The organism is Phaeodactylibacter xiamenensis (genome assembly GCF_000759025.1).
In the GTDB taxonomy this organism is placed as follows: Bacteria; Bacteroidota; Bacteroidia; order Chitinophagales; family Saprospiraceae; genus Phaeodactylibacter; species Phaeodactylibacter xiamenensis.
Genome location: NZ_JPOS01000157.1, coordinates 1 through 822 on the forward strand (window position 1 = coordinate 1; position 822 = coordinate 822).

At 58.5% G+C, this 822-nt stretch carries 1 pseudogene; it reads right to left on the reverse strand.

Annotated features, from left to right (window positions below):
- Positions 1-822: pseudogene (locus IX84_RS33695) on the reverse strand (gliding motility-associated C-terminal domain-containing protein); the annotation flags it as partial.

Here is an 822-nt window from a genome sequence, read left to right on the forward strand (position 1 = left end):
TTGAGCTGCACACAGATGGAATCCGAGGCGAGGCTTTCCACGGGGTTGTAGGTAGTGCTGCCAGTCGGAGTAGTGAGCGCGAACTCGGCCAGGATGCGGTAGCAATAGGTCCGCCCCCGCTCCACATCGGTATCGGTGTAGATATACCTTCCGTCTTCTGTGTCCATGATGGGCACATTAAAAAGTTTGGTATACCCGCTGCCGTCCAGGCCGGGGGTGCAGGTGTCGCGCACAAAGTTGGCGCTGCCTTCCCGCCTCCATACGGTGAAGCCGCGGAAGTAGTTATTTTCGGTATCCTCGCAGGCGTAGGGCATCTGCCAGGAGACATTGACCTCGTTGGACTGCGGCTCGGCCTGCACATCCTCGGGCGGCGGCCCCACCACTTTTATGCGCACGGTTTTGAGGGTAGCCAGCCCGGTGGTGTCGCCGAAGCCATTATCAGTAGCTTTGAAGACGACCTGGTAAAATTGGGCGCTGATGGCTTCGCAGGGGACATCCCAGCGGAAGGTCTTGACAACGGGGTCTTCTTCAAAGGTTTCTGTGTTGGGCGTGAAGGTCGCAGGCCCGTAGGTGACTTCGAATGGGCCTCCAAGCGCGGTCAGGCGGACCAGCTGTTCGTCTTCGGAGAGCGGTGCGGTAGCCCGCACATCAAATTCGAGGACATTGCCGGCGATGACGCAGACTTCATCGAAGGGGACCTCCACGACAGGAGGCAGGTTTTCGCATTCTTCTACGAGTATCTGCATGTCCCGGACGATAGAGCCGATCTGCTGCCCATTGCGGTATTCGCGGATGAGAATGGCGATGTTGTACTCGCCTGCC